Annotated in this window: 25 protein-coding genes and 1 pseudogene; 9 read left to right on the forward strand and 17 right to left on the reverse strand. The window is 55.2% G+C overall.

What is annotated here, in order from left to right:
- Window positions 1-12: 12 nt before the first annotated feature.
- The 6 genes from HF685_RS11420 to secB form a co-directional block, all read right to left on the reverse strand.
- The gene (locus HF685_RS11420; protein ID WP_168820086.1) at window positions 13-321 is read right to left on the reverse strand and encodes a HigA family addiction module antitoxin; all 309 of its coding nucleotides are present in this window, start codon (window positions 319-321) and stop codon (window positions 13-15) included.
- A complete protein-coding gene (locus HF685_RS11425; protein ID WP_246218592.1) occupies window positions 321-530 on the reverse strand; it encodes a type II toxin-antitoxin system RelE/ParE family toxin in 210 nt (69 codons plus the stop codon). The genes HF685_RS11420 and HF685_RS11425 overlap by 1 nt, the downstream gene beginning before the upstream one ends.
- Before the next feature lie 486 nt (window positions 531-1,016).
- Complete coding sequence (locus tag HF685_RS11430) at window positions 1,017-2,780, reverse strand: alpha/beta hydrolase family protein (protein ID WP_168820087.1); 1,764 nt, start codon at window positions 2,778-2,780, stop codon at window positions 1,017-1,019.
- A gap of 39 nt (window positions 2,781-2,819) precedes the next feature.
- Window positions 2,820-3,815 (reverse strand): tryptophan--tRNA ligase, encoded by a 996-nt coding sequence (trpS, locus tag HF685_RS11435; protein WP_168820088.1) that lies wholly within the window; start codon window positions 3,813-3,815, stop codon window positions 2,820-2,822.
- Window positions 3,812-5,410, reverse strand: a complete 1,599-nt coding sequence (gene murJ / locus HF685_RS11440; RefSeq protein ID WP_168820089.1) for a murein biosynthesis integral membrane protein MurJ — start codon at window positions 5,408-5,410, stop codon at window positions 3,812-3,814. The genes trpS and murJ overlap by 4 nt, the downstream gene beginning before the upstream one ends.
- 24 nt (window positions 5,411-5,434) lie before the next feature.
- Window positions 5,435-5,953, reverse strand: a complete 519-nt coding sequence (gene secB, locus HF685_RS11445) for a protein-export chaperone SecB (protein WP_168820090.1) — start codon at window positions 5,951-5,953, stop codon at window positions 5,435-5,437.
- Window positions 5,954-6,246: 293 nt separating this feature from the next.
- Here secB and HF685_RS11450 point away from each other — a divergent pair, with 293 nt between their 5' ends.
- From HF685_RS11450 to HF685_RS11460, 3 genes are read left to right on the forward strand one after another with little or no spacing between them, the layout of a single operon-like run.
- Window positions 6,247-6,918 carry a Tim44/TimA family putative adaptor protein gene (locus tag HF685_RS11450; RefSeq protein ID WP_168821495.1) on the forward strand — a complete coding sequence of 224 codons (672 nt, stop codon included), beginning with the start codon at window positions 6,247-6,249 and terminating at the stop codon, window positions 6,916-6,918.
- On the forward strand, window positions 6,908-8,248 hold the full coding sequence (gene mltA, locus HF685_RS11455; protein WP_246218593.1) for a murein transglycosylase A: 1,341 nt from the start codon (window positions 6,908-6,910) through the stop codon (window positions 8,246-8,248). The genes HF685_RS11450 and mltA overlap by 11 nt, the downstream gene beginning before the upstream one ends.
- A 5-nt stretch (window positions 8,249-8,253) precedes the next feature.
- Window positions 8,254-8,814: a Smr/MutS family protein gene (locus HF685_RS11460; protein WP_168820092.1), complete on the forward strand. Its 561-nt coding sequence runs from the start codon at window positions 8,254-8,256 to the stop codon at window positions 8,812-8,814.
- Here HF685_RS11460 and dapE read toward each other — a convergent pair.
- The 9 genes from dapE to HF685_RS11505 form a co-directional block, all read right to left on the reverse strand.
- On the reverse strand, window positions 8,811-9,938 hold the full coding sequence (dapE, locus tag HF685_RS11465) for a succinyl-diaminopimelate desuccinylase (RefSeq protein WP_168820093.1): 1,128 nt from the start codon (window positions 9,936-9,938) through the stop codon (window positions 8,811-8,813). The genes HF685_RS11460 and dapE overlap by 4 nt on opposite strands.
- Window positions 9,939-9,946: 8 nt before the next feature.
- The gene (locus tag HF685_RS11470) at window positions 9,947-10,618 is read right to left on the reverse strand and encodes a glutathione S-transferase family protein (RefSeq protein WP_168820094.1); all 672 of its coding nucleotides are present in this window, start codon (window positions 10,616-10,618) and stop codon (window positions 9,947-9,949) included.
- A 49-nt stretch (window positions 10,619-10,667) separates the two neighbouring features.
- Window positions 10,668-11,291 carry a ribosome biogenesis GTP-binding protein YihA/YsxC gene (yihA, locus tag HF685_RS11475; RefSeq protein WP_168820095.1) on the reverse strand — a complete coding sequence of 208 codons (624 nt, stop codon included), beginning with the start codon at window positions 11,289-11,291 and terminating at the stop codon, window positions 10,668-10,670.
- Window positions 11,292-11,380: 89 nt separating this feature from the next.
- Complete coding sequence (gene yidC, locus HF685_RS11480; protein WP_168820096.1) at window positions 11,381-13,195, reverse strand: membrane protein insertase YidC; 1,815 nt, start codon at window positions 13,193-13,195, stop codon at window positions 11,381-11,383.
- Between the two features lie 54 nt (window positions 13,196-13,249).
- Window positions 13,250-13,462, reverse strand: coding sequence for a membrane protein insertion efficiency factor YidD (yidD, locus tag HF685_RS11485; protein WP_168820097.1), 213 nt, complete (start codon window positions 13,460-13,462; stop codon window positions 13,250-13,252).
- 94 nt (window positions 13,463-13,556) lie between these two features.
- Window positions 13,557-13,805 (reverse strand): ribonuclease P protein component, encoded by a 249-nt coding sequence (gene rnpA, locus HF685_RS11490; protein WP_246218594.1) that lies wholly within the window; start codon window positions 13,803-13,805, stop codon window positions 13,557-13,559.
- A gap of 67 nt (window positions 13,806-13,872) precedes the next feature.
- Window positions 13,873-14,007, reverse strand: a complete 135-nt coding sequence (gene rpmH / locus HF685_RS11495; protein WP_168820098.1) for a 50S ribosomal protein L34 — start codon at window positions 14,005-14,007, stop codon at window positions 13,873-13,875.
- A gap of 101 nt (window positions 14,008-14,108) precedes the next feature.
- Entirely contained in the window at window positions 14,109-14,297 is a 189-nt protein-coding gene (locus HF685_RS16110; RefSeq protein ID WP_211051147.1) for a hypothetical protein, read from the reverse strand.
- Window positions 14,298-14,596: 299 nt separating this feature from the next.
- Window positions 14,597-15,352, reverse strand: a complete 756-nt coding sequence (locus HF685_RS11505; protein ID WP_246218595.1) for an alpha/beta hydrolase — start codon at window positions 15,350-15,352, stop codon at window positions 14,597-14,599.
- A 189-nt stretch (window positions 15,353-15,541) separates the two neighbouring features.
- Here HF685_RS11505 and HF685_RS11510 point away from each other — a divergent pair, with 189 nt between their 5' ends.
- Window positions 15,542-17,050, forward strand: a complete 1,509-nt coding sequence (locus HF685_RS11510; protein ID WP_168821497.1) for a YifB family Mg chelatase-like AAA ATPase — start codon at window positions 15,542-15,544, stop codon at window positions 17,048-17,050.
- Window positions 17,051-17,064: 14 nt separating this feature from the next.
- Here the strand turns inward: HF685_RS11510 and HF685_RS11515 are convergent, their stop codons facing one another.
- Both HF685_RS11515 and HF685_RS11520 read right to left on the reverse strand, forming a co-directional pair.
- Complete coding sequence (locus tag HF685_RS11515) at window positions 17,065-17,487, reverse strand: bactofilin family protein (RefSeq protein ID WP_246218596.1); 423 nt, start codon at window positions 17,485-17,487, stop codon at window positions 17,065-17,067.
- Window positions 17,480-18,684 (reverse strand): annotated as a pseudogene (locus tag HF685_RS11520) (M23 family metallopeptidase). Before HF685_RS11520 ends, HF685_RS11515 begins: the two are co-directional and overlap by 8 nt.
- Window positions 18,685-18,953: 269 nt before the next feature.
- Between HF685_RS11520 and HF685_RS11525 the strand changes: the two are divergent.
- The 5 genes from HF685_RS11525 to HF685_RS11545 all read left to right on the forward strand — a co-directional run bounded on the left by HF685_RS11525 (window position 18,954) and on the right by HF685_RS11545 (window position 22,909).
- Window positions 18,954-20,207 (forward strand): glutamate-5-semialdehyde dehydrogenase, encoded by a 1,254-nt coding sequence (locus tag HF685_RS11525; protein ID WP_168820100.1) that lies wholly within the window; start codon window positions 18,954-18,956, stop codon window positions 20,205-20,207.
- A 10-nt stretch (window positions 20,208-20,217) separates the two neighbouring features.
- Window positions 20,218-20,859: a nicotinate-nucleotide adenylyltransferase gene (locus HF685_RS11530; protein WP_168820101.1), complete on the forward strand. Its 642-nt coding sequence runs from the start codon at window positions 20,218-20,220 to the stop codon at window positions 20,857-20,859.
- Between the two features lie 93 nt (window positions 20,860-20,952).
- Window positions 20,953-21,276 (forward strand): ribosome silencing factor, encoded by a 324-nt coding sequence (gene rsfS / locus HF685_RS11535; protein ID WP_168821498.1) that lies wholly within the window; start codon window positions 20,953-20,955, stop codon window positions 21,274-21,276.
- 9 nt (window positions 21,277-21,285) lie between these two features.
- Window positions 21,286-21,708 carry a 23S rRNA (pseudouridine(1915)-N(3))-methyltransferase RlmH gene (locus HF685_RS11540; RefSeq protein WP_168820102.1) on the forward strand — a complete coding sequence of 141 codons (423 nt, stop codon included), beginning with the start codon at window positions 21,286-21,288 and terminating at the stop codon, window positions 21,706-21,708.
- Window positions 21,709-21,742: 34 nt separating this feature from the next.
- Window positions 21,743-22,909: a murein hydrolase activator EnvC family protein gene (locus HF685_RS11545; protein ID WP_168820103.1), complete on the forward strand. Its 1,167-nt coding sequence runs from the start codon at window positions 21,743-21,745 to the stop codon at window positions 22,907-22,909.
- The last annotated feature ends 114 nt before the right edge of the window (window positions 22,910-23,023 follow it).

Genomic DNA, 23,023 nt, shown 5'->3' on the forward strand with positions numbered 1-23,023 from the left:
GCAAGTCCACCCTCACGCCGCCTTCACCTCCGGAATTTTATCCAGCACGTCGCCCAGTTCCTGCTCGGCAATTTTCAAATCATAGCTATGCTGCATGTTCAGCCACACCTCTGGCCCGCCGCCGAACATTTTTGCGAAGCGCAGCGCCATGGCCGGGGTGACTGGCTGTTTCTCGTTCAAAATATCATAAAGCGTCTGGCGCGAAATGCCGAGCAGGCGCGCGATTTCGGTTTTCGGGCGGGCGACGGCGGGGAGAATATCTTCGCGCAGCAATTCGCCGGGATGAACGGGTCGCAGCCCTTTTGTAAGCGGGTTAGTCATCAGTGATAATCCTTCAAATCAACATCAATTGCATCCTTGCCGTCCCAGGCAAATGTGATCCGCCAGTTGCCCGACGCATCGATGGCGTAGCGCCCTTTGTCCTTTCCCTTCAGCCCATGAAAGCGATATCCGGGCAAGTTCATGTCTTCCGGTGCTGGCGCTGCATCCAGACGGGCCAATATGCGTTCCACTCTTGCAACATTGGGCACGCTCAGCTTCGAGGGATCACCCCGCTCGACATAACGGCGCAGGGCTTTGCTTCGGAACGGAGCGGATCATGGATGTAAGCTAATGGCTGACATAAAATTTGTCAAGTCTTGGCTTACATATCTCTGGCTCGCACGATACCACAACGCACTTACAAAAAACTTCTCGTCTTCGCTGCTTCGCGCGAAATATCTTTCCTACATATCCCGCGCCTTGCTAATCCTGCGCCGATATGCACAGCGCTTACCAAATGCTCCTGACACCCGCTCTAGCCAAGCATCCCACCCGGCCGACCGCCGCAAACCCGATGTTGGGAACGCTTCTTGCAACACGCGCGGGCGCGCGCACGTACAGGGCTAAACTTCCTAAACTTTGTAATAAAATTACGCGCGATTTGCGCCGGAGGAGGTTTTTGCGCTTATAACTGTATCATCATTGTAACCTTCGCACACAAAACTGCATTTCCGCGATACTGTTTCGCGCAGCGGCTAAACCTGGGTGGCGGTGCCCGCGACAACATAGAGGGTTACGAAAATTCCGGCAATCAGCGCGCCGGGCCGGTGGCTGCCGGTGCGGTGCCAGCAGAATATCGTGATAATCGCCATTGCGGTGAGCATCGGAACAAATTGCAGCGCAATCACGGTGCTGAGCGGGTCAAGGCTGGTGATGAGGACGCCGGTGGCGAAGAATATGCCGTAGATTGTGCCAAGCAATATCGCAAAGCCGGATGCGAGCAGCGCGATGCCCGTGGCATACCGCCGCCGGTTGCTGTCGCCATCGACAAGGAAATAGCCGGTGAGCGGGCGCAGGGTGACCAGGAAGGCTGCGGTCAGGGGAATGACGTAAATCGCGGCAATGCCCCATTGGCTGAGGCTGGGCCATTTAATCGCGACGACCCAAAGCCGCAGGTCGGTGTGGAACAGGCGGTCGACCAGCCGGAGCGCGAGATAGGCGGCGGCTACGGAAAGGACCGCGATGACGATGGAATGGAGCCATGAGGCAGATCGGCTGGAAGTCGTAGCGGGGCCAAAGCGGTTGAGCAGCAGGGTCAATCCGGCTGAGAGCAGCGCCCAGACCATGACCTGCGTGGTGACGGCCTGTGGCAAGATGGACGATGCCGGCAATCCCAATCCCGCAGCGATAAAGGCGGGGAAGAAAATCAGCGCGGGCAGGGCGGTGCTGAGCGCGAACATCCGCCACCATTTGCGGTCCCGGGATATGGGGGTTGGCGATATGGTGGTTTGGGATGGCGTGTTTCTGATCGCGGCAAATGGCTTGGCGCGGATCAGGATATCGAACACGCCGAGCATCAGCATCACAAAGCCGATCAGCCCGATGCCGGTGCCGAATTCTTTCCAGTACCAGATCTGGTCGCTGGCGGGGCGCGGTGTTCCGCCTTCCAATGTTTTGGCAAACCAGTCGCTAGCCTTGTCGATCGATTCGCGGGAGAAATGATTGCCGGGATGGGTGGTGCCGGGTTGATGCAGTACGCGGGCGGTGCCATCGGCAATCGAGCCGTAGAGCTTGCCTTCGTTGATGGTAGACTGCGTGCCAAAGACGACCTGCAATTTGGGGCTTTGCGGCGTATCCACCGCCCGGTCCATGCCCCACATGATTTTGGAAAATTCGTCATAGCGGCTGAACACCAATGCCAGATTGCGGGGCCATTGCGGGCTGCCTTCCTGCGCAAACGGCGCGCCGGTTGATGAGCCCTGCAAGACCATTGATTTATAAGCATCTGGCATTTCTGCGGCGGCGGCAAGGATCGTCCAGCCGCCCATGCTATGGCCTTCCAGGCCGATATTGTTTTTGTCGACCATCGGCAGGGCACGCAAATACCGCAAACCATCCGGGCCGCCAAAACCATTGGAGAAGGCCGGGCCATCGCTATAGCCGTGGCCGGTCTGGTCGAGCGAGAGCACGACATAGCCCCGCCGCGCAAATTCAATCGCAAAGCCATCCTGGGTTTCACGCGAATTTATATAACCATGCACCGCCAATATGCCGGGAGCCGGGTTTTCTCTGGTCGCGCCTTGCGGAACATAGAGCAGGGCGCTCATGGTTTTGCCATCCGTGCCGGAGAAACGTATATCCTCGACCGAAACGCCGTCGGCGGATCGGATGAAATGCGCCAGAGCGCCGCCACAAAGGATGATTAGCAAGCCGAGAATGGCGAGCCAATAGGCTGGTTTGGGGTAAGCTGGCGCCGGAGCGTGGTCCCGATGCTCTTGCCCACCATCTTTTTCGGTCATCAGCCATTCCCCCTGTTTAACCAGAGGATTAGCCAAGCGTTACCCCCGGAGCAAGCCCAACGCTGCATAGGCTGCATCAACCGTCGGCTGGGCCAAGGCGCTGGCTCGCTCTGCGCCGTCCCGCAGCACGGCATCAATCGCCGCTTCGTCTTTGCGCAGTTCATCGAAACGATTGCGGATCGGGGAAAGCTTGCTCACCGCCAGATCAGCCAGCGCCGGTTTGAAATCACCAAAGCCTTTCCCGGCATATTCGGCGAGTACGTCTTCGGCGCTGATGTCGGCGAGCGCGGCATATATGGCGACCAGATTGGCAGCCTCCGCCCGGCCTTCCAGCGCAGCAAGATTGTCGGGCAGTGGTTCGGGATCGGTCTTGGCCTTCTTGAACTTGCGCGCAATCGTCTCGTCATCATCGGTCATGTTGATGCGCGACAGGTCGGACGGGTCGGACTTGCTCATCTTGGCATTGCCATCGCGCAGCGACATAATCCGCGCTGCGGTCTTGCCGATAAACGGCTCTGGCAGCGTGAATGTCTCGTTGCCCGTATCACCGTTAAACTTGGCTGCAATATCGCGGGCGAGTTCCAGATGCTGTTTCTGGTCCTCGCCGACCGGCACATGGGTGGCTTGATAGATCAGTACATCGGCGGCCTGAAGCACAGGATAGCCATAAAGACCCAGCGAGCTGCGCTGTTTGTGCTTGCCGGATTTTTCCTTGAACTGTGTCATCCGGTCGAGCCAGCCCATCGGCGTCGAACAGAATAGCATCCATGCCAGTTCGGCATGTCCGGGAACTCGGGCCTGGTTGAACAGGATAGATTTCTTGGGATCAACGCCAGACGCCAGCAACGCAGCTGCCATCTCGCGGCTGTTCGCGCTGAGTTCTTTTGCATCGCCGGGAACGGTAATCGCGTGGAGATCGGCGAGGAAATAGAGTGCTTCGCCCTCGTCCTGCATGGTCACCCAGTTTTTGATCGCGCCGAGATAATTGCCGAGATGGAGATTACCTGTGGGCTGAATGCCGGATACTGTTCTCATGCTTCATTCTCCTGCGCCGCAATCGGTTTGCGCTTGATCAGCGCCGTGATCCGCGCCTTGTCTACCGCGCCGACAGTGAAACCGGCCACCGCATAAACGCCTCCGCCAATTACAACCAGCGTGATAAGCGACCACACGCGCGACCATGCATCAGCGGAAAAATTCGGACCAAGCCATTGCATGAGCAGCCATAATACGCTCGCCATTATTGCAGTGGCAATCGCTTGCCGGAAAATGCGCGAACCCAGCGCTGCGGTAAAATGGAAATATCCGCGCCGGTGCAACATAGTATAAAGCAATATGCAGTTGAGCGTTGCAGAGGCCGCTGTTGCTGCGGCCAGACCGACAATCCCGTAACCGGCATACATCACAACATATATGTTAAGCCCGATATTCACGATCAAAGATGCAAGCGCTGTATAAACCGGCGTGCGGGTATCGCTGCGCGCGAAAAAACCGGGAACCAGAATTTTGATGATGACATAGGCAGGCAGGCCGGCAACCAGCGCGACCACAATATTCGACATAATCGCGCCATCAGCTAGTGTGAATTTTCCGCCGACAAAAAAGGCATTGGTAAAAGCAGGCGCGCATACGGCTAGCGCGGCAGCGGCGGGCAAGGTCAGTAATGTTGCCATTTCAAAGGCGTCGGTCTGTAGACGCTGTGCCAGCGCTTGATTGCCCGACTGGATATGGCGGGACAGCATCGGCAGGATCGCCGTGCCCAGCGCAATACCGACTATACCCAGCGGCATCTGGTTCAGCCGGTCGGCCATTTTCAGCAAAGTCAGTGAACCCTGCGGCAGAGACGTGGCGAAGAACGTATCGACAAACTGGCTGATCTGGTAAATGCCTGCCCCGAATGTGGCGGGCAGGATGACAATGCCGAGCCGTTTGACTTCCGGCGTCAGGCGCGGGCGTTTTACCTGCAATTTCACGCCAGCCCGTTTGACCGCCCACCAGAGATAAATAAGCTGGACGAGGCCCGAGAGAGCAACAGCAGCGCTTAAAATCTGGACGACTATTACGTCATTATCGCTGCTTCCGCGGGCATAATAACCGATAATAATTCCGCTGATCAGGGTGAAGTTGAACAAAACCGGCGCTATTGCTCCTGGCGCGAAGCGGGATCGCGCATTAAGCAAGCCTGATAACATCGCCACCAGACTGATGAAAAACAGATAGGGGAATGTCATCCGGCTAAGGAACACTGCCAGTTCAAATTTACCGGGTTCATTCTGAAATTCGCTGGCGAGGCCGTAAACAATAAGCGGCATTGCCAGCATGGCGAGCGCCGAAAATCCCAGCAATATCCAGATGAAGATCGACAGCACATCGTCGGCAAATTCCTGCGCGCGTGCTTCGCCGTCTTCATCCTCAAGACGGCGGCTGTACATCGGGATAAATGCGACCGAAAACGCGCCTTCGGCAAAAAGCCGCCGGAACGTATTGGGTAGCGTGAAGGCAAGTTGATAGGCATCCGCTGCCAGCCCCGCGCCCAGAACGCGGGCGAGCAGCATATCACGGACAAAACCGAATATCCGGCTGATGATCGTGAAACCGGCAATCGTGCCGGTGTTTTTGATCAGGCTCATCTCAGGCCCTCAAACGTGTTTCGCTTACGCGTTACCAACCGGTTGATCTCCGGCTTCTGTCGCAGCTGCCGCTTGCGCTTCACGCTGCTGCATATAGAGCGCGGTGAAATCAATCGGCTCCAGCATCAGCGGCTGGAAACCGGCATCGCGCACGGCATCTGAAATTATCGCGCGGGCAAACGGGAATAACAGTCGCGGCGCTTCTGCAAAAAGAAACGGATGGGCTTGATCTTCAGACACGTTGCGCATCCCGAACAGGCCGCAATAGAGAAGCTCGACCGAGAAGGCGACGCCTTGCTCAGCTTCTGCTTTCACTTCGATCTTGAGTTCCACTTCGTGGACCTCATCCGATATTGGCGATGATCCGATATTAAATTGCACATCAATCTGTGGCTGCGCTTCCCACTGATAGACATCGGGCGCATTGGGGTTTTCAACCGACAGATCCTTCACATATTGTGAAATCACGCCAATTTGCGGTGCTGTATCCGCGCCATTTACCGCTGGATCAGGAGTGGTGATATTGCCGTTTTCTTCAGCCATGTAATAAGTCCCTATTTTCTAAACTCGATTACGAGCCTCGTTTTTTCGGAGTCCGTCTGGAAATTCTGCCAAATACTTCTGCAAGCGCCCGTTTTGCAGCGCGACTAGCAGGGCTTTGTGGGTAGAGCAATGCCTGTCGGTATATGATCTCAAGAACAGCTTTGTCAGCCTGGGTTCACAGTTTAGACCATAGCACAATGGCTTGTATCCGTCATATTGAAGACCGATGGATGAAAGCTATTTGAAAAGCGGCGGTTTACCGCCTATGTAGTGCGTACGATTTAATGATTGGAATGAATGTGACAGTCGAAATTATAGTGTTGGCGATGGTAGCGGCCTTTCTGGGACTGCGCCTCTATTCCGTGCTCGGCAAGCGCACAGGGCACGAGCAGGAGCATACGCCGCGTAGCATAGAGCCAAAAGCAAATGACCGGCGTCCGTTGGAAGATGCCAAGCCGCATGTGCCCGATATTGCGCCTGCACCGTCGGCAAAACCGGTGATGGTTTATGAATCCGGAGCCGAATCAGGCATGCGCGATATATTGGCAGCAGACCGCAATTTTGATGTCGGTCGTTTTGTTGAAGGCGCGAAAGCGGCTTACGGCATGATTCTGGAAGCCTTCTGGAAGGGTGATCGCGACGAACTGAAAATCCTTTGCGACGATGATATTTATGCCAGTTTTGATGCAGCCATTTCGGATCGCGATGCCAAAGGCGAAGTTCTCGAAAACCGTCTGGTGCGGATTGAGGATGCGCGTATTTCTGAGGCCGAGATGGAAGGACGCACAGCGCGTATCACCGTGCGTTTTGATGCTGATATTGCCTCCGTCGTAAAAGACAAAGACGGTACGCTGATTGGCGGATCATTGTCCGATGCTGTTGAAACGCATGATGTGTGGACTTTCAGCCGCGATCTTTCCAGCTCTGATCCTAACTGGGTTCTCGACGAAACCGATGAAGCCTGATTTTCTAGGCTGGGGCAAACAAATCATGAAAACGGGAAGCCTTCTGGGCGCGGTTGCGCTGATTAGTGCCTGTTCTTTTTCGGTGATCCCTGAAGGCGCAGCGCGGGGTGCATCAGACCAAGTTTCCGATCAACACTCCGGCCAACAACTGGGCGAGTGGACGCAAGGGATTAGTGATCTAGATCAACCCCAGTCCACAATAAATGTAAACCCGGCCAAGGCGATCAAGCCGGTCGCAAGTGATCAGCTGGTAAAAATTGGTGGCAACGAAACCCGCGCTGTTGGTGTCGGCATTGCGCTTGGCCCGGACATTGGCGCTCTTGGCATTGATGCGGCCCGCGCTTCCGGGGCGCTCAAGTCTTTTCGCACGAGCTGTTCGTCCTTGGCTCGCCGGGAAGACAATAGCGGCCTGACCCAGGGACAGGATTGGCAACAATCTTGTGACGCGGCCAAGGCTTGGCCGGAAAATGACGCAAACCGGTTTTTCGAAAGCTATTTCGAAGCGGTCCAGATTGGTGATGGCAAGGCCTTCGCTACGGGATATTTCGAACCTGAAATCAAAGGCTCGCGAGTGCGCAATGGCAGATACCAGGTTCCGGTTTATCGCCGTCCGACTAATCTTCTGGATGTGGATCTGGGGCTGTTTTCTGAAGAGCTGAAAGACAAGAAAATTCGTGGCAAGATTGACGGAACGAAGTTGGTCCCGTTCGAAGATCGCGGTCAGATCGATGACGGCGCGCTCGCGGGCCAGGGTCTCGAGATTGCCTGGGTCGAGGACTATATCGATTTTTTCGTGCTCCAGATCCAAGGGTCTGGACGATTGGCATTGCCCGATGGTTCGGTGATGCGCATTGGCTACGCGAGCCAAAACGGTCGTGATTATACCGGTATCGGCAAGCTGATGCGCGAGCGCGGATTGCTCGCCGATGGCAAGACCAACATGCAGGGTATTGTCGAATGGCTGCGCGCCAATCCGCAAGAGGGCATGAAGATCATGCGCGAGAACAAGAGCTATGTCTTTTTCAATGAACTGACCGGTCCCGGCCCCTTGGGCGCTATGGGCCATCCGGTTGTAGGACGCGTTTCGGTGGCAGCAGACCGGCAATTCGTGCCGCTGGGAGCGCCAGTTTTCCTCAATATGGAGCATGATATTGCCGACGGACTCTGGGTCGCGCAAGATACTGGCGGTGCAATCAAGGGTTCTAACCGGTTTGATACATTCTGGGGCGCGGGGGAAGAAGCCGCGCGCATAGCAGGCGGTATGTCGTCCCGTGGGCAGGCGCTGATTTTCTTGCCTAAAGGTACGTTCGCCAGATTGACCGGGCGGTAGTCCCTATGTCTGACCGGCCGCTTACCGCCGGAGAAAAGGCGCTTTGGCAGAAGTTTATCGAATCGGTAAAACCGCTGGATCAGACGCGGGTCAGCCGGGTGAAATCCTTGCCCGTCGCGAAAAAATTGCGTGTTGTTTCTGGGCCGATCACCGCGCAGACATTTGGCGTCAAGCCATCAGCTGCCATTCCGCTAAAAGACCAGGTTCCAGTGCCGACGAAACATGGTCTTGATGGTCATTGGGAGCGCCGCTTGACCAAGGGCGTTGTGCAGCCGGAGGTTACAATCGATCTGCATGGTTATACGCTGACCACCGCCCATGGCCGACTGGATAGCGCGCTCGAACTTTCTATTGCGGCAGGCCATCGCGCAATTTTGCTGATTACCGGCAAAGAACGCAGCGCGGATGAACGGCGGCGTGATGGCGGACGGGGCGCTATCCGGGCAGCGATTGCCGACTGGCTGGCAGCTTCCCGGCACGCGTCTCATATTGCCACGGTCAGAAATGCGCATCCCAGACACGGCGGGTCCGGCGCGCTTTATATTATCTTGCGGCGGCGGCGCTAAGCAAGCGCCCGTTCGACAACCAGCGTATAAATTTTCGCAAGCTGCTCCAGATCATCCAGCGCTACTGCTTCGTCCAGCTTGTGCATGGTTGCGTTGCACAGGCCAAATTCCACCACGGGCACGATCTTCGAAAGGAACCGAGCATCTGATGTGCCGCCGCTGGTCGATAACTCGGTGTTCAAACCTGTCACCTCTTTAATAGCATCTGCGATCAAACCGGATAACTCGCCTGGCGGCGTGAGAAAAGGCTCCCCTGATATTACTGGCCGTAGTTCGCCGCCGTGCTTTTCAACTATTGCGCGGATATGATCGCTCAGGCTGGCACCCGAATGCTGATCGTTAAACCGGATCGAAAGCCGCCCCTCCGCTTTTGCGGGAATCACATTATGCGCCGGATTGCCGACGTACAGATCGGTAAACTCGATGTTGCTGGGCTGGAACCAGTCGGTGCCTTCGTCCAGCTGGATCGCCTCGATTTCGGTTAATATTCTACCCAATTTGGTGATCGGATTGTCCGAAAGATGGGGATAGGCGACATGGCCCTGTGTACCGTTCACGGTCACCCACATGTTGACCGAGCCACGCCGCCCGATTTTGATCATATCGCCGAGCCGGTTGACGGACGTTGGCTCGCCAACCAGACAAAGATCCGGTGTGATGTTTTGAGCCTCCATATATTCCATCAGCGCCACCGTTCCAAAGCGCGCCGGACCTTCTTCATCGCCGGTAATGATCAGGCTGATCGTGCCAAGATCGGCGGGCAGGCTATGTAAAGCGCTCACAAAAGCAGCAATACTGCCCTTCATATCCACCGCGCCGCGCCCGTATAGCAAATCGCCGCGAACCTCCGGAACAAAGGGGTCGGTTTCCCAGCCTTCACCGGGAGGGACGACATCAAGATGACCCGCGAATGAAAAATGACGTGAACCATGGGCACCCTTGCGGAGTGCAAACAGGTTTTCCACCGGCCCATCAGGCGCTTCTCCGGCAATGAAGCGATGTACATCGAAACCAAGCGGTTCGAGCATGGCTTCCATCTCGTCAAACACGCTGCCGGCAGCGGGAGTGATGCTCGGATGGGAGATCAGGCGTTTCGCCAAATCAAGCGCATTATTGCCGGTCATATATCCGTTTAACCCTTAACCGTTTCCGGCGTTTCCAACCGTTCAATCACCCATGGCTCGTCTTCTGCAGACTCCATCCAGGTTTCAATCCACTCATGCTCCAATATGGTCTGCATGTAGCTTTGCGCGAATCCGGGGACTTGAAAGCCATAAGTCAAAAAGCGCGAAACCACAGGCGCGTACATGATATCGACAGCACCGAACGTTCCGAATAAAAACGGTCCACCGCTGCCAAAGCGTGCGCGGGCTTCTGCCCAGAGACGCAAAATCCGGTCGGCATCCTGAACCACTTCGGGCGAGAATTGCAGACCTTCATATTTCTTGCGGGTGTTCATCGGGCATTGTTTGCGCAGCGCCATGTAGCTGCTGTGCATTTCAGCCGCCATCGAGCGGGCCATGCCACGCGCTGTTTCGTCTTTCGGCCAAAACCGGTCACGGTGGGTTTTATCTGCCAGCCAGTCGATAATCGCGAGGCTGTCCCAAATCACCGTTTCGCCGTCCCACAGGATCGGCACTTTGCCGCCCGAGGGCGCAAAATTTTCCGAAGTCCGAATATCATCCCAATCTTCCCCAAAGAGAGGAACCGTGAGCTCTTCAAAATGCAGCCCTGATTGCTTGCAAGCGAGCCATCCGCGCATGGACCAGCTGGAATAGGCCTTGTTTCCGATTATCAGTTTCATTGCGGCATATTAGCCGTACGTTTCCAGCGAAGTCGAGAAACAAATGCAGTCAGAGTTGCACGGCATCCAGAACCGCCATCCGCAACGCATCAATGCCATCCTTTTTCTCCGATGAAGTGATGATCATCTCGGGATGTGCTGCTGGATGTTTCTTCGCAATCTCGGCTACTTGCGCTACAGTGGCAGCAAGCGCTTCCTGCTTCACCTTGTCGGCCTTGGTCATCACAATGTGATAGCTCACCGCTGCCTTGTCGAGCATCTCCATGATTTCTTCGTCGACCGGCTTAATCCCGTGACGAGAATCTATCAATACGAAGACACGCTTCAGAACTGCCCGTCCGCGCAGATAGTCATTGATCAGGTAACGCCATTTCTGGACGACTTTTGGCGGGGCTTTGGCAAAGCCGTAGCCTGGCATGTCGCAAATCCGGAAGATCAGCGGATCACCAACATCAAAAAAGTTGAGCTCTTGCGTGCGCCCGGGCGTGTTCGACGTGCGCGCGAGTCCATTGCGATTGGTGAGCGCGTTGATCAGCGATGATTTGCCGACATTGGACCGGCCTGCAAAGGCTATTTCCGGTGCCTTGGCAGGTGGCAGGAACTGCAACTGCGGCGCGCTTTTCAAAAATGAAATAGGCCCGGAGAATATTTTAGGATGGAGTGGATTGGTCACGACAGCCCGTCATCCTGTAAGTGTCTCAGGATTCCAGGAGATTCTGAAACAGGTTCAGCACAACAAGATATGCAGGTTGATTTCACATCCTAGCCTTTAGCTTCGGCTTCTTTTGCCTTGGCCTTTTCCTCGGCATCCTTCGCCATTTGCTCTTTCAGCTGCGGGTGACGCGAATAGAGCCACTTTTGCTGCACGATGGTGAGCACATTGGAGACCGTCCAGTAGAGCTGCAAGCCTGCGGCAAATGGTGCCATGATGAACACCAGAATCCACGGCATGAAGCTGAAAATCTTCTGCTGCATCGGGTCCATCTGCTGTGGGTTGAGCTTGAACTGGTAATGCATGGTAATACCCATCAGGATCGGCAGAATGCCAACTGCTAGAAAGGCCGGGGGATCGAAAGGAATCAGCCCAAACAAATTAACAGGTGTGAGCGGATCGGGCGCGGATAAATCCTTGATCCACAGCGTGAATGGTTCGTGGCGCATTTCGATGGAGAGCATCAGCACCTTATAAAGCGCGAAAAAAATCGGGATCTGCAGGAAGATCGGCAGGCAGCCCGCGAGCGGATTGACCTTCTCGTCCTTGTACAGCTTCATGATTTCCTGCTGCTGCTTTTGTTTGTCCTCTTTGTGCTTTTCCTGAATTTTCTTCATTTTTGGCTGTACTGCGCGCATCTGCGCCATCGATGCAAATTGCTTCTGCGCAATCGGGAACATGATGCCGCGCACGATGAATGTCATAATGATAATCGCGACGCCGAAATTTCCGACCATTTCGAATAACCAGTGCAGCAGATAGAAAAGCGGCTTTTCAAACCAGTAAAACCAGCCCCAGTCGATCGCGCGATCGAGCAGGGTGATGTTGTATTTCTCCTTGTAGGTATCGAGCAGCACCGTTTCCTTGGCGCCGGCGAATAGCCGCGTAGTGGTTTTCAACACCTTGCCGGGAGCGATAATTTGCGCGCTATCGCGGGAAATCTGCGCCTGAAACAGGTCGCCGTTGCCACTGCGGAATTTTGCATCAATCTTGCCGCTACCGGTCGGAATCAGAGCGCCGAGCCAGTATTTATCGGTAAAGCCTATCCAGCCTTTGGTACCGTTAAAATCGGCTCCTTTGCTCCCCGCTTCCATTACATCATCATAGTCCCAGTCGTAATTAGCCGTACCTTCAAACACGCCAACCGGGCCGATATGAATGGTCCAGGTACTCTTTTCAGCTGGAAGAACATTATCCAGATCACGCGTCCGGCTAAGCAATCCATATGGATTGAGCGCAATAGGGCTTGCACCGCGATTAATGACGCTTTGTTCCGCAGTAACGAGATAATTTTCGTCTATGGAATAGGTGATCGCAAAATTTTGTCCGTTGTCATTGGCCCAGCTCAAAGTCACCGGATTGCCCGGCGAGAGCTTGGCCTTGTCGGCTGTCCATATCGTGCTGTCGTCAGGAAGCTTAACACCCTCGCCAGCCCAACCAAAGCGATTGAAATAGGCATCTTTAGTCCCGGAAGGCGCAAACAGGCGCACTGGCGCGCTGTCTTTGGAAAGATCAATCGTGTGATCCGTTAGGGTCAAATCATCAATTTTTGCGCCGGCAAGATTGATCGATCCCTTGAGACGCGGTGTTTCAATTGCGATCCGCGGACTTTCCGGCAATGCAGCCGCAACCGAACGGAGCTTTCCAACCTGCGTTGTTGCCGCAACATCTGCGCCAACTTGTGGAGTCGTGGAAACATTCGGAGTGCCTGCGTCTGACTGATCATTGCCAGAAGCATTTGCCGCCTCAACCGTCTCGTTCTTGTTTGCCATGTCCGGGAAAAAAGTTTCCATCAGCATCGGCCAGCCGAACAATATGATACCGGTGAGCAGCACCGCCATGATGATATTACGCTTGTCGTCCACTATATTGTCCTGTTTTTCGGTATCACTGTCAGATAAGACGGGTGTATTAGTTGTTCAAGGCACCGGATCATATCCGCTGCCGCCCCAAGGATGGCAGCGCAATAGCCGTTTCATGCCCAACCAGCCACCTTTAATTGCGCCATGTTTTTCTATCGCTTCGATGGTGTAAGCCGAACAGGTCGGGGCATAACGGCAGGTTGGGGGCAAAATGCGCGAGGGGCCCCACTGCCAGCACCGTACAATGAAAATGAAAATGGCTTTGAGCATCCGATTCAGAGCTTCTTTGCGAGATGCTTGAGGCCTTTTTCAAGGTCCGTTTTCATTTTCGCAAATTCTGGTTCTTGATCCTGTTTGCGACCAATCATGATATGGTCGACCCCGCAATACCTTGTCTTGGAAGTACTTGCGCAAGCAATGCACGGAACCGGCGCTTCATTCTGTTGCGCGCAACCGCATTACCGATTTTTTTGGTGACGGTGATGCCATAGCGAATCGTGTTTTCTGCCACCGGATGATCCTCCCGGCGTTTATGCGCGAGCAAAACAAAGCCCGGCGCCACGAATCGCTTGCCGCGATTGGCGGCGAGAAAATCCGGGCGTTTCCGAATCACTTCTATAGCGGGTGAATTTTCCGGTGAGCTCGCGTTCGCAAGCTCGGATACGACGGGCGTATCGGTGTCAGGCAGAGAGCTTCTTGCGGCCACGGTTACGGCGGGCAGCCAGCACGCGGCGGCCTCCTACTGTGGCTTTGCGGGCGCGAAAACCATGGCGCCGTTTGCGGACCAGTCGGCTTGGTTGAAATGTGCGCTTCATCGCGTTTTCCTAAAGTCAAAATATCGATAAAAAAGGCCGCGCAAAAGCACGACCGCCTGTTGGTCGCTGCGATTAAGGCGGAGACCGCATAAAGTCAAGCTTTAGCGCGGAACTTTCTTGTTTTCGTTGCCGGTCTTCACTTTGCCAAAATAAGGCAGCTCAAAATTGTCAGGAAGCTCTTTATGGCGCTTCCGGCGCATCGCCCAGTCGGTCCATTTGCCATATTGCGGGAAGCGCCGTTTGAAATCCACATAGCGTTTCTTCGCCCAGCGCGAATTTTGGAGGACCAATGCTAGTCCGATCGGGAACACGATAACGAACCCGGGCCGGGAATGGCTCCGATAATTGGTGAGATTGCGATCAACAGAAAACCCAGCACCGAAAGCGCGAATCGCGATCCGGATGTATAGGCCCAGCGCTTATTTGGTTTTTCTTCCATCAAACCTCAATATGGTGCATTGCAATATCAGCCGCAAGCCGTGCCGCCGATAATTCGGTGCATTTGGTCGTTAATGTCAGAATTTCATGGATATAGCGTGAACGATAATCATTTTATCGCGCCGGTATGACGATGCTGGCTTGTTCCGGCCTATTGCAGCAATTGATATTGCGCCAGATCGTTGCGCGACAGTTTGAGTTGTCCGGAAAACGGTACGCTGTTGGTGAGCGCATAAAATGCCCGGGCTTTCTCAGCAGGAACACCCATTTCTGCATAATAGCCAAGATATTCGGCGTGAACCGGATCATGCGCCGGGTAGTCATTGGCCTCAAGGCCGTCCTCATCCATCCAGCTATGGACAACAAATTCCGCGCCGTCGTCTGCCGTATGCTTCACGCCAGCGAGAAAAAGCTCAACCGCACCGGAGCGGATCGAACCATTAGCCGGAACATGTGTATTAATGCCCGCTCGTCTTATCATCCGCGCCAGATTGAGATTGGCTTCTTCATCAACCGATCCATCGCAGTCGAGCATCTCGATGCGTTTGATACCGGGATGGCGCTGGAGCATCTTGCGGAACAGTGCCGGTGTATAGCTGTCCACGGTGCCGGTCATCTCCGCGACATGCGGGGCGACCACGCGAAACGGGCCATATTCGCCAATAGCGAGAGATTGTTGATCGAAGCTACGATCGTCAAAGCTGCTGTTCGCAAAACCCTGATCGGCGCTAGCTGGTTCAATAATCTCATACTCGAGGGTCTCAACCGTCTCGGTGACAGTATAGCTGCCGCTCGCTTGCGCAGCCTTTTGCGGCAGGACTAGCGAGAAAACAGCAAAAACGGTCAGCCAGAGCGCGCCGCTCAGACTGATTTGCTTGTGTGATTTGTGATACATGCCCCGATTCATAAGAAGCCTTTTGGCCGATAGGCCTTGCCAAATGGTAGAAGCGGCTGGTTCCCTGAAAATTAACCAACAACATGCGCGGGAAACGGTGAAGACAGGTGTTCTTTGACCGTTTCGGCCAAGTGATCGTTCCCGCTCGACTCGAGCTTAGCGGCTGGCCACTGTCCTTTAGATGAAAATATGCGGGGCAAAATGGTAGCACTGGTTCAGACCGTCGCTTATCTCGGCCTGGAGGCGCGGGGCGTCGAAGTCCAGTGTCAGGTCGCTCCCGGACTACCTGCGTTTAATGTCGTCGGGCTGCCCGATAAAGCGGTGGGCGAAAGCCGAGAACGGGTCCGTGCGACGATCTCGGCGATGGGGCTTTCGCTGCCGCCCAAGCGGATCACGATAAATTTATCGCCGGCCGATTTGCCCAAGGAGGGCTCGCATTATGACTTGCCGATCGCGCTGGCGTTGCTTGGCGCGATGGGGATTATCGATGCCGAGACATTGGCGAGCTATGTGGTGGTCGGTGAACTATCGCTGGACGGACGGCTGGCCGCAACACCCGGTGTCCTGCTCGCCGCGCTTCACGCATCTGCCGAAAATCTGGGATTGATTTGCCCGGCATTGCAGGGACCAGAGGCGGCGTGGGCGGGCGATGTCGAAGTTCTTGCGCCAACGGATTTATTGACACTCCTCAATCACTTCAAAGGTCAGTCCATCCTTACGCCGCCGGAAACCGGCGCAGCGCCAGAGCCGGATTATGGTCCCGACCTTAAGGATGTGAAAGGCCAGGAAACCGCTAAGCGCGCCTTGGAAATTGCTGCGGCTGGCGGGCATAATTTGCTGATGAACGGCCCGCCCGGTTCGGGAAAATCCTTGCTGGCATCCTGCTTGCCCGGAATATTGCCGCCGCTTTCGCCCGGGGAAGCGTTGGAAGTTTCTATGGTTGCTTCAATGGCTGGGACTTTAGAAGGCGGCACTATCAGTCGCGCGAGACCTTTTCGCAGTCCGCATCACAGCGCCTCGATGGCCGCTCTGGTTGGCGGCGGTTTGAAGGTCCGGCCTGGAGAGGTCAGTTTGGCGCATCTCGGCGTATTATTTCTGGATGAATTGCCTGAGTTCAAACGCGATGTGCTCGATTCGTTGCGCCAACCGCTGGAAACCGGAGAAGTCAGCGTCGCGCGCGCCAATGCACATGTAACATTTCCGGCCCGCGTACAAATGGTGGCCGCGATGAACCCTTGCCGTTGCGGGCATCTGGGGGACGCCGCTCTGGCTTGTTCGCGGGCACCGAAATGTGCGGCGGATTATCAGGCGAAAGTCAGCGGGCCTTTGCTGGACCGGATTGATTTGCACATTGAAGTGGAAGCATTGTCGGCCAGCGATCTCACTATGCCGCCACCCGCTGAGAGCTCCCATGTGGTCGCAGCCCGCGTCGCACGAGCGCGGGATATCCAGCGGCAGCGCTATGCTGATCTGGAGGCCCGGACGAATACCGAGATTGATGGCGACGGGCTGGAGAATTACGCGACCCCCGATGAGCCGGGGCAGAAACTATTGGCGCAGGCGGCAGAAGTAATGCGGCTGTCAGCACGCGGCTATACGCGGGTGCTCAGGGTATCGCGGACGATTGCGGATTTGGCAGGTGTTGATCAGGTGGGGCGTATTCATGTCGCAGAAGCCCTGAGTTATCGGAGGCAGGCGCCGAGGAACTAACCGTTCGCAGCATCCTAAGCCGCCTTATCACCTTCGGTCAGTTCCAGTGGTGGGGAGGCACTTTTCATATCCACAGTGGTTTTCGCCATATTGGGTAATTTCGCACTCTTGTGCTTGAACTTGCCATCCACATGGCCGCCTTGCTCGATCGTGACATTTTCATAAGCCACATCGCCACTGATTCGGGCGGTAGAAGAAATCACCAGATCGCCGGATTCGATTGAGCCTTCCACCGAACCGGACAGACTCGCGTTCTGGGCTATGATCGCGCCCTGGATCTTGCTGGAGGGGCCTTGTACCAGGGATAGGCACTTGATGTCACCAATCACTTCACCATCAATATGCAAATCAACGCGCGAATCGATATTGCCGGTTATGGTGATTCCGTCGCCGATAATTGAAAAGCTCGAGCCACCGGTGCCGTTGCTTCTAGCCACGGCTGGTGCTCTGCTTGGCGTTATTGTCGGCGCGCTTTCGAGCGTTTGCTTTGACTTTGAGAACATCTGAGTTCGTCTCCAAAAATGGCCGGGGGTTTATCGCCTGCCCGTTCATCCGCACTTCAAAGTGCAGATGCGTGCCGGTCGACCGTCCCGTGCTTCCCATAGCCCCACTTGTAACCCCTGCGTTACATTTTGACCAGTGGCCACGTTTACCCGCGACAAATGGGCGTAACGCGTCATTAAACCGTTACCATGTGTAATTTCCACAGTCTTACCATAGCCTGATTTCCAGCCTGCGTGAGTCACCTTCCCCTTGGCAGCGGAGAGAATCGGCTGGCCGTGCGGGCCTTTGAAATCAATGCCGCTGTGCATCGCACCGCCGCCGGTAATCGGATCGCGTCGATAGCCATAATTGCTCGTCATCATATTTATGCTGGTTGGCATAGCAGAGGGAATTGCGAGCAATGTGCGCTCCAGCGCGTCCATCCGGGTCAGCGCGTTGCTTAGTCGCTCAAGCGTCGGATGGAGATCATCGCTACCACTCGAGAAGAACGGGATCAGCGGTCCACCCATTGCTATGCCCGAAGCGTTCATATTGGCAGCGAGTTTGTCAGGGTTCAAACCGAATTTGCGAATGGCAACCTCGGCCTGAGTGGAGCGCTTCATGGCGGCGCGGGTTAACTTCTTGGCAAAGAGGATTTGGCGGGCTTCCAGCGCGGCGAGCTTGCCTGCCGCGGGAAATGCCGCACTTATTTTCTTGGTATTTTCGAGAATCTTCTTCTCGTCAGCGGTTAGTTTTTCCGAACCAGTCGCCTGCTTGGCAACATCATTGCCGATAAATTGTTTGGTGATCTGGTCGAGTGCATCTTGCCGTTCGTTAAGATCGGCCGCAACATCTTCAACTGATGATTTATAGGCGGCAACACGGTTTTGGGTGCTGTTGATTTCGGCTTCCTTGGCCGCCAAAGCCATCCGGTCGCGAGACACGGTAAACTGGTTGACCGTCATCGCCAAAGTGACGACTAGCCAGATGCCAAGCACAGCCGCGATAGAACCCGCGATGCGCTTTTGCAGTTTTGCCGAAAATTTTAAGAACCTTACCTGTCCGTGCGACCGCATGAAAAACTCGCGATCCGTAAACATATGGTCCAGCCGGGCTAAAAGCCCTGGCTTGGTTTTAATATTGTTGTGCATGACCCGCCGTTATTATTACTAATCCCCAACCGCCCGCTAGCAGAGGAGGATTGAGCGCGCGAATCGCATTCGGCAGACTCGTGACGAATCGAACGAGTCGTGCGGTGAATTGACTTTTTTGCAATTCATTAACTGCAATATCACAGTTTTTGGCGATTCGATTGCAAGAATTCGCCACCTTTCAATTTTTCCCGAATGACGGATTTTTTTGCACGTCAGGATTACGAATATCGTTTAATTGCCATTGTTGCTCGTGCTAGCATCGCAAGATGAACAAGCATCAAGCCACGATAGAAAAAATGGGCCAAACAGCACGCCGCGCATTCGCCGATTTGGCGGGTGCGAGCGATGCGCAAAAAGCGGCGGCATTGAAAGCGGCGGCAAAGCAACTGCGCATGGGTAGAGAAGCGATTTTATCGGCCAACGCGCTCGATATGCAGAAGGGCAAGGAGCGCGGATTGAGCGATGCGATGCTCGATCGCTTGATGATCGACGATGAGCGATTGGAATCCATTGCATCAGCAGTCGAGCAAGTTGCCCTTTTGCCAGACCCCGTTGGCGCTCGAATTGATCGTAATGAACAACCCAACGGTCTGGTGATGGAGCGCATCCGAGTGCCGCTGGGTGTGATCGGAATAATTTATGAAAGCCGTCCGAATGTTACTGCGGATGCCGCCGCCTTGGCTTTGCGATCTGGCAATGCGGTGATTTTGCGCGGCGGCTCGGAAGCGATTGAGAGCAATCGCACGATCCACAAGGCGATGGCGGTGGGCGTTGCCGAGGCAGGCCTGCCGGAGGATGCCATTCAATTGGTGCAAACGACGGACCGTGAAGCGGTTGGTGCCATGTTAAAGGCGAGCGGGTTAATCGACATCATCATTCCCCGTGGCGGCAAGTCGCTGGTTGCGCGCGTCCAGGACGAAGCGCGCGTTCCTGTGCTGGCGCATCTGGATGGCATTTGTCACACCTATATCGGAAAGGATGCGGATCGGAACAAAGCCATTGCGATCGCCGTCAACGCCAAAATGCGCCGTACCGGTGTTTGCGGGGCGATGGAAACGCTACTCATCGATCAGGATTATCCCGCGCCCGGCCCGCTTGTGCGTGCGCTCATAGAGGCGGGCTGCGAAGTGCGCGGTGACGACATGATCATGGAGTTGGATCCGCGGACGGTTTCTGCTGAACCTGTCGATTGGGACACAGAATATCTTGCGCCCATTGTCGCCGTGCGGATGGTGCAGGGTGTGGACGAAGCGTTGGCCCATATCGCCGAGCATGGCTCTCATCATACCGATGCCATCGTGACTGAAGATAACGAGGTGGCACAGGAGTTTATCCAGCGCGCGGACAGCGCAATCGTTATGCACAATGCGTCAAGCCAGTTTGCCGATGGCGGCCAGTTTGGTCTGGGTGCTGAAATCGGCATTTCTACAGGACGTTTGCATGCCCGCGGGCCGGTGGCACTGGAAGGACTGACGACTTACAAATGGGTGGTGCGCGGGACGGGCCAGGTGCGGCCTTGACCCCAAACCGATGAAAACCACAGGACTCCTCGGCGGATCGTTTAACCCTGCTCACGGCGCACACCGTTCAATCAGCTTGTTCGCGATGGAAGAACTGGCAGTGGACGAATTGTGGTGGTTGGTATCACCAGGCAATCCTTTGAAAGCGAGCGCAAAAGACATGGCACCGCTTAATGCGCGGCTGGCCTCAGCACTAAAAATGGCACGGCGCAGCGCTATTCGCCCGACCGCAATCGAGAAACAATTGGGCACGCGCTATACATATGACACGATTCTCGCGCTGGTTAGGAAACATCCGAAAAGGCAATTTATCTGGATCATGGGCGCGGATAATCTGGCGCAATTTCATCGCTGGAAAGACTGGCGGAAAATCGCACGTTTATTGCCGATTGCAGTTATCAGCAGGCCCGGCTATGATGTTGATGCTTTTGCGGCTCCCGCAATGGCCTGGCTCCGGCGCTTCGTCCACCCTGCGAGCCAGCGTAGAAGCTGGACAAAATGGAGTACGCCAGCGCTGACATTCTTGCGCTATCGTCCCGACCCCCGCTCGGCCACCGCGATTCGGCTGGCCCGGCCCCAATGGCATAAAGAACACGCCAATCGCTGCGTTCGTGACGCAGTGACACGGCAACTTATTTGCCCCGATGATTGACTGGATATAGTTTTGACTGAACGTAAGACCAAATTGAAATCAGCCCAATCGCCGGAGGGGAAAGCTGAATCAGATGCGCTTTATGCGCTGGTCATGAAATCGCTTGATGACGATCAGGCGCAGGACATTGTTGCGATACCGTTGGCGGGCAAAAGCAATATTGCCGACCATATGGTGATTGCGGAAGGGAGATCGACGCGGCAGGTCGCATCGATTGCACAAAAACTGGCCGAGCGCGTCAAGCAAGCTGGCGGAACCGCACGGATTGAAGGTCTCGCCAATGCGGACTGGGTCTTGATTGATGCAGGCGACGTGATTGTTCACCTTTTCCGGCCCGAAGTGCGTAGTTTCTATAATCTGGAACGCATGTGGATGGTCGAGGATGACGAGGATCAAGCGGAAGCCGCCGAAGCTTAAAAACAGCCAATGAAACTGCATATTGTCGCTCGCGGAAAAATTGGCCGCAGTCCTGAATGGGAGCTGGTCGACCGATATGTGAAACGCATTCCATGGGATGTGAAACTCAGCGAATTGCCGGACCAAGGCGGGAAAACACCCAAACTGGATGGCGAAACCAAAATCATTGCGCTGGACGAAACCGGCGAAAACTGGACATCCAAAAATTTTGCAAAGCTGCTGGCAGGTTGGCGCGACAATGGTGTGCGCGAAGCGCGTTTTCTTATCGGCGCAGCAGATGGTTTGTCAGCTGAAGAACGCGCCAGCGCCGATCATTTTTTGTCCTTTGGCAAAGCAACCTGGCCACACATGATGGCCCGCGCGATGCTGGCAGAACAATTGTTTCGCGCGACTGCAATAATTGCTAACCATCCCTATCACAGAGAAGGATGAGCGAGTGCTGCGCGGATTTTTAGGTTTGGTAATAATGCTGGCGATTGGCGCCTTCTGCGCCGCATCGCTGACCGCCCAGACTTCCGGCCCATCCTTGTCGGAGCAGCAACGTGCGCTTGTTTCTGCAAGGGAACAATCGGAAAGCGCGCGGCAGCGCAGCGATGCGTTGCGTCGTCAGGCTGACACTGCATCTAATGAAGCGGACCGGGTGGCAAGCGAAGCGGCGGCGCTCGCGGCCCGCATTCAGGCAAGCGAAGCTGACATAAGGGCGGCAAGGGCGCGCATCGCCATTGTCAGAAGGCTTCAGCAACAACTACGCGCAAGGTTGGCGGAAAGGCAGGAACCCGTGGTTCGTTTGACTGCGGCACTCCAGATGATGACCCGCAAGCCGACCGCGCTCGCGCTTGTGGAGCCCCGCTCGCTGGATGAGCTCATATATATGCGTTCGATCATGTCGACCGTCATTCCGGAAATTGAACGCCGCACGGCGAGCTTGCGGAACGAGGTGAAGCAGGGCGAGAAACTGCGCGCCCAGTCGGATCGCGCGATTGCTTCGCTCAACGAGAGCCAGCAGCGGCTAAAGGAACGCCGTACTCAATTGGCGCGATTGGAAGCCAACGAGCGGATTACCGCCTCGCAATTTGCCGATGATGCCGGGCTGGAACAGGATCGCGCACTGGCACTGGGCGAGGAAGCACGAGATATTCTCGATCTGATGGATCAAATTCGCGAAAGCGGCGAGGTCCGCGAGTCTCTGGCGGATCTGGATGGTCCGCTGCTGCGGCCCGGGCAGGGCAATGACCAGCGAGCATCCCGCAAATCAAAAGATCCCGCCATTGCCAATGCCTATAGGCTGCCAGTGGTTGGTGATATCATCACTGGACTGGGAGAGATATCCAATAGCGGCTATCGCTCTCGCGGGCTTACCATCGCCGTTGATCCGAATGCGCAAATCGTCGCGCCAGCAGCAGGCCGAGTGGCCTTTTCCGGGCGGTATAAGGGTTACGGTAACATATTGATCATTGAGCATGACGGCGGTTGGACCAGCTTGATCACTAATATGGCGACAACGAGCGTCGAAGAAGGCGCCAAGGTGGTGCAAGGCGCTCCGGTTGGTCGTTCCGGCAATGACGACCCAACCGTCACCGTTGAGCTGCGCCGAAATGGCCGACCCATTGATATTGCCGCGCTTATCGGCTGAAGTTTGTGCTTGAGCGACCAGTTTTGAGTTGTTGGTCGACGAACAGCGTCATATTTGGTTAAGGTGCTTGGCTTTATCAGCGATTCAGGCCTATATTTACTGTATATTTCAAGT

It is taken from the genome of Parasphingorhabdus halotolerans (assembly GCF_012516475.1).
Classification (GTDB): domain Bacteria; phylum Pseudomonadota; class Alphaproteobacteria; order Sphingomonadales; family Sphingomonadaceae; genus Parasphingorhabdus; species Parasphingorhabdus halotolerans.